Origin of the sequence: uncultured Bacteroides sp. (assembly GCF_902472605.1) — a bacterium.
Lineage (GTDB): Bacteria > Bacteroidota > Bacteroidia > Bacteroidales > Bacteroidaceae > Phocaeicola.
Genome location: NZ_CABROP010000006.1, coordinates 91,406 through 97,405 on the forward strand (window position 1 = coordinate 91,406; position 6,000 = coordinate 97,405).

5 protein-coding genes are annotated in these 6,000 nt (G+C 45.0%); 1 reads left to right on the plus strand and 4 read right to left on the minus strand.

The genetic code is table 11. From position 1 onward, the window contains the following. Positions 1-6: 6 nt before the first annotated feature. From dacB to RDP42_RS02695, 4 genes are read right to left on the minus strand one after another with little or no spacing between them, the layout of a single operon-like run. Positions 7-1,422: a D-alanyl-D-alanine carboxypeptidase/D-alanyl-D-alanine-endopeptidase gene (gene dacB / locus RDP42_RS02680; protein WP_308762420.1), complete on the minus strand. Its 1,416-nt coding sequence runs from the start codon at positions 1,420-1,422 to the stop codon at positions 7-9. 13 nt (positions 1,423-1,435) lie between these two features. Then, positions 1,436-2,776: a dihydrolipoyl dehydrogenase gene (gene lpdA / locus RDP42_RS02685; RefSeq protein ID WP_308762421.1), complete on the minus strand. Its 1,341-nt coding sequence runs from the start codon at positions 2,774-2,776 to the stop codon at positions 1,436-1,438. A 22-nt stretch (positions 2,777-2,798) separates the two neighbouring features. Continuing rightward, positions 2,799-3,191 (minus strand): hypothetical protein, encoded by a 393-nt coding sequence (locus tag RDP42_RS02690; protein ID WP_308762422.1) that lies wholly within the window; start codon positions 3,189-3,191, stop codon positions 2,799-2,801. Positions 3,192-3,219: 28 nt separating this feature from the next. Beyond that, on the minus strand, positions 3,220-3,642 hold the full coding sequence (locus RDP42_RS02695; RefSeq protein ID WP_308762423.1) for a PH domain-containing protein: 423 nt from the start codon (positions 3,640-3,642) through the stop codon (positions 3,220-3,222). 177 nt (positions 3,643-3,819) lie between these two features. On the opposite strand from RDP42_RS02695, the gene nadB reads away from it, so the two are divergent. Then, positions 3,820-5,406 (plus strand): L-aspartate oxidase, encoded by a 1,587-nt coding sequence (gene nadB / locus RDP42_RS02700; RefSeq protein ID WP_303916748.1) that lies wholly within the window; start codon positions 3,820-3,822, stop codon positions 5,404-5,406. The last annotated feature ends 594 nt before the right edge of the window (positions 5,407-6,000 follow it).

Genomic DNA, 6,000 nt, shown 5'->3' on the forward strand with positions numbered 1-6,000 from the left:
TTTTACTCAATTCATCCGGACTAATAATTCACAGATTTTATCTTGCAGGTTGCGGGCCTGACGGGCCTTCAACACGTTCTGATTGATGATGACGAACGAAATCTTATGTCCCTTTACCGATGTCACATAACCGGCCAACGAAGAAACCCCCGTCACGGTACCAGTTTTTGCCCTTACATTCCGGAAAGCCTTTCCCATCCGCATCCTTCCTCTCAGCGTACCATCTACTCCTGCTATGGGAAGACACTCGTAAAAAGGCTGGAAAATAGCCGGATGCCGATAGGCATAATTCAAATAAGCTAAAATCAAACGGGGAGAGACATAATTATACAGGGAAACTCCACTTCCGTCTACAATCTGATAATCTTCCGGATCATATCCAAGCGAATGACGCATAAACCGTTTGACGACTTTTTGGCAGTCCTCAAAAGAAAGGTGTGACGTATGTTTACCATTCATCCGACCCAACTGACGAAACAAGGCCTCGGCCGACAGGTTATCGCTTTCTTTCAGGGCACGTTTCAAGACTATCTCCAACGGACGCTGACAAGTATAAATCCATTTTGTACTGTCTGGAGCTTCCATAAAGAAAATGCTGTCTTTCGACACAGAAAGCCCTTCTTTCTTGAGTTTATAGCAGAATGTATCCATGAAGAAACGCTTGGAATCGTACATATTCAGCGTTTTTTTCCGGACAGAAGACACACAACCGGAAATATCAATCGTATTGCCGTTCACCAGCCAATCACGTGTAATTTTCAAACTTCCGGCATCCGGACGCAAACTGACGGAACGGTTGTTCACCTGATAATAATCGGATTCAGGCGTGATTTCCACCTTTCCGGCCCGTCCTTTGGACGAAGGAGAAACCTTGACATCCACACATCCCCTGTTCAGCATCAACGGTGACAAGTAGGGTTGAAAAGACTCCGGTGTGTCGTCCCACGACCATCCGGCTCCCCAGTACAGCGAATCCATCAAGGATACATCTCCCACCAGTTTCCCGGAAATAGTACGTATGCCTGCCTCCTGAATGGCCCGGACCAGAAAATCCATGTCCAAATCCATAAATTCCGGATCGAAACCTCCTTTTACATATAGGTTCCCTTTCAGAATACCGTTTTTTATGACTCCATCATACGAAAGTGTGGTCTGAAACTGATACTTGCTGCCCAACACATCCAGTGCTGTTACCGCCGTTACCACTTTTTCAATGGAAGCCGGGCGATACAATTTATCTGCCTGGTGGCTATAAAGCTCTTTTCCAGTGGTTAAATCGTGGACTACAATACCCACTTCCGAAGTTTTCAACAAGGGGTCGGAAGTTATCAACTCATCCAGCTTATCTGTCAATGAAGCCTGTGCATAGATACTTCCTACCCAAAAGCATAAAAAAAACAATAATCCGTTTATCCGTTTCATCTAAAATCTCTATTTATAACTCACGAAACAGCTCGCCCACCGTAGGATGTGGAAAAACATACTTTTTCCAATCTGACAGCTTGCGTCTGTCCTCTATCATCATTCCTGCCTGAATAATCAATTCAGAAGCCGGATTTCCAAGCAGATGTACGCCCAAAATTTCTTCATCCTCTCCTACCAGAACCTTACAAACACCGTTTACTCCTTCATTTTCGGCTACGAAACGTCCCGAATAGGCTGCCGGCAAGCTAACCACACGATAAGCACGACCTTCACGCTTCAAAGCTTCTTCCGTAAAGCCCACCGAAGCAACTTCCGGATTGGTATAGACTACTCCCGGAATTGCCCGATAACTCATGGCGTCTTTTTCGCCCAAAATATGATGTACTGCCACTTCTGCCTCCCTCACAGCCGTATGAGCCAGCAAAGAGACTCCATTCAAATCGCCACAGACGTAAACACCCAGTATAGAAGACTGCAAGAACTCATCTACCTTTACAGTGCCTCGTGGAGTCAGTTCCAGGTTCAGATTCTCAAGACCGAATCCTTTCATTACAGGCCGACGTCCGACGCTCATCAACAGTTTCTGTGCGCAGACCGTTCCTTCCTGCCCCTCATATACATAACTGACTTCTATTTCCTCTCCTGACTGATGAATTCCGGTTACCTGAGTTCCCAACAGGAATTTCACTCCTCTCTTGGCATAGTCTGCCCGCAAAAGTCCGGACAGTTCCTTATCCAATCCTCCTAAAATCTCATCCATCATTTCGATGACAGTAACCTGTGTTCCCAAGCTGTGGAAGAATGAAGCAAATTCCATACCGATGACACCGCCACCCACAATCACCAGCGAAGCAGGCAATTCCTTATTATCCAACGCTTCCCGATGCGTCCAGTAATTCACTGTATCAAGACCAGGAATCGGAGGTACAAAAGCTGCACTACCTGTACAAAGTAGCAGATGTTCACAAGTATAGGTTTCTTCTCCACAACGGATAGTGTGTGCATCCTGCACATAGGCTTCTCCCTGTACCAGTGTCACATGCTGTGCAGTCAGCTTTGCCTTGATACCCAGTACCAGCTTTCTCACCACCTTAGTCTTTCGGGCAATGATCTTTCCCAAGTCGACAGAGACTTCTTTTACGTTGACCCCGTACTTGGAGGCATGCAGTGCCGTATCATGCACTTTTGCCGAATATAATAAAGTTTTGGTGGGGATGCACCCTTCATTCAAACAAACACCTCCCACGTTATTCTTTTCAAACAACACGACACTCAGTCCCGCTTTTCCTGCCACTTCTGCGGCAGTATATCCCGCTGGACCTCCACCAATAATCGCCAGTTGATATTTCATATGTCTTTAATTTACAGAGTGATTATTCTTCACGATAATCTGCATGAGGATTACGTTCTTTCGCACATGCCAGAAAACCTTTCAAATCCGCCGGATCAAAATTAAGGAATCCTTTGGTATAATACACCGTCACCCGGCCTTTCAACAAAGAATCTTTTTTACGCAATACAATCCGCATGACACCGTATGCTTTGACACTTCCACTAAACCCTCTTTTCAACCAAATATCACCGTTTTCCTGTACTAAAATATGAGTCATCTGCTCGTCAATCAACAAAAGGATAGGAAACACAATCGGCAATAGACTCCAGTAATTTTCAGTGTGCAACGCCACCAACACGATGGCCACAATCAAAATGATAACCCCTAGCCACACTTTAAAAGGGGTTCTGCGGATTTTAAACTCACGTACCATAGTATTTTTCTTCAGTTAATAAATAGTTTCAGTCGTAAAATTGGATTGTCTCGTTCTGTTTCAGCAAGCAACGGACAAAATCCTCCGGATTTTTGGGAGAAAGGCATATAGAATGTACTTTTCCATGCTTCTTAAACACCACCTCCAGGCGTTCAAACGACAATGCAGGTTCCCAGAAAGCCATGGAACGGACTTTCCGTATTCGAAGAATCTCTGCTATCTCTACCGAAGCATTGGGTACAAAGCGTCCGGTCTCCACTTTCAGCCAACCGTCTCCCGTTAGGATATACTGTGTATGAATAAGCATCTCGATTTCAAAAATCACAAGGGTTGCACACAGAATTGTACATAGCAAATAGTGTTCCCAAAAGAAAAAGAACAACAATACGGAAGTTATTCCTATGACAATCCAATACCACCAACCCACTTTTGATTGAAAAGTACGGTTCATTGTCTGATTTTTATATTAATTTCCCGTGAAGATAAGAAATTCTGCTTGAAAATAAAACATCTCAAATGCAACTTTAAATATTTTAAAAGTCCACTTACAAAGCATTTATAAAAAAGGATGCTTTTAAGCATCATCTAACTGACTTTTTTGTAGTTTTGTGTCATAATATCCAACGTTATGATAAGAAAATTCGATTTTCTCGTTATCGGTTCAGGAATTGCCGGAATGAGCTTTGCGCTGAAAGTAGCGCATAAAGGTTCGGTTGCACTGATCTGCAAGGCCGGACTGGAAGAAGCGAATACCTACTATGCACAAGGTGGCATCGCTTCAGTGACCAATCTGAAGGTGGATAATTTTGAAAAACATATCCACGACACTATGGTTGCAGGAGACTGGATCAGCGACCCTGCCGCTGTCAGAAAAGTAATCTGCAACGCACCCTCTCAAATAGAGGAACTCATAAAATGGGGAGTAAATTTCGATAAAAAAGAAAACGGAGAATTTGACTTGCACAAAGAAGGCGGACATTCCGAATTCCGTATTCTTCATCACAAAGACAATACGGGAGCAGAAATCCAGACCAGCCTGATTGAAGAAGTAAAACGTCATCCCAACATTACGGTATTCACCAACTTCTATGCCGTAGAAATCATCACTCAACATCATTTAGGTATCATTGTCACCCGCCATACGCCGGGCATCAAATGCTACGGAGCTTACGTGCTGAATGAAGCTACGGGAGAGGTCGATACCTTCCTGTCTAAAGTAACGGTGATGGCTACCGGCGGATGTGAAGCCGTTTACAACCATACCACCAACCCATTGGTAGCTACCGGAGACGGCATTGCCATGGTATACCGTGCCAAAGGAGTGGTAAAAGACATGGAATTTATTCAATTTCATCCTACCGCCCTGTATCACCCGGGCGACCGTCCCAGCTTCCTGATTACAGAAGCCATGCGTGGATACGGTGCGGTATTGAGAAACCTCGCCGGTGAAGAATTCATGCAGAAATACGATCCGCGTTTGTCTCTGGCACCACGTGACATTGTAGCCCGCGCTATCGATAGTGAAATGAAACAACGTGGAGAAGATCATGTATATCTGGATGTCACTCACAAAGATCCGGAAGAAACCAAGAAACATTTCCCGAACATTTACAAGAAGTGCCTGAGCCTGGGTATCGATATAACCAAGGATTACATTCCGGTAGCGCCGGCTGCACATTATCTGTGTGGAGGTATCAAGGTGGATTTGGACGGACAGTCCAGCATCAAGCGGCTGTATGCCCTTGGAGAGTGCTCCTGCACCGGACTGCATGGAGGAAACCGTTTGGCATCCAATTCACTGATAGAAGCCATCGTATATGCGGATTCAGCTGCCAAACATGCCCTGAGCGTACTCGACCGTTACGATTTTAACGAGGACATTCCGGAATGGGATGCAGAAGGTACCATCAGTAATGAAGAACGCGTCCTAATTACCCAAAGTATGAAAGAGGTCAACCAAATCATGGAAGCCTACGTAGGTATCGTTCGAAGCAATCTGCGACTGGTACGTGCCTGGAACCGTCTGGACATTCTGTACGAAGAAACAGAACGCCTGTTCAAGCGTGTAAAGGCCTCCAGAGAAATTTGCGAGCTTCGTAACATGATTAACGTGGGCTACCTGATTACTCGTCAGGCCATGGAAAGAAAAGAGAGTAGAGGACTCCATTACACGATTGATTATCCACATGCAGCCAAGAGTGAAGCAGAAAAATAAGCTACCACATACACTATTAGAAGCCGGGATTTTTCATTCCGGCTTTTTTTATACCTTTTATTTCCTCTCAGACCCAAGATTTCTGCACATTCCATACCAGTCCTCAGAAGCGTCAAAAGATTGCCGAGAAGGCTTTAAAATAGTGTTTGGAGATAATATAAGCTTTAGAAGCTGGATAAAAGAGACACGAGTTTCCCTATTTTCACCCATCAGCAAGAAATCGCGTCTGCAAAACATACAGGAAGTATCTAATGCCAGCTAAAAAAGAATCCACATCCGAGAATCTCCAGCGGAGGCTCCTTCCGCCACGAAGAAGACAGCATTTCCGGAGTGTACCACATAGAAAGAAGAAAGCGAAAGGAACACCGTGGCGAAATGGCCTTTCCTGAGCCGGAGGCCGTATCCTTCCTATTCCGGCCGGTTAAAACTTATGCTTGACCAACAAATGCCGCAAGTTTATACGCTGCCGCGCCCAAGGACTCCTTCGGACATCATTCCTAACCCACCGTTCCTTGTGCCCCGTCAGGGCATAAAAAAAAGAGGGTGTGTCAAAATGCATACCCTCTTTTTTTATGACAACGCCCCGACTTTCCC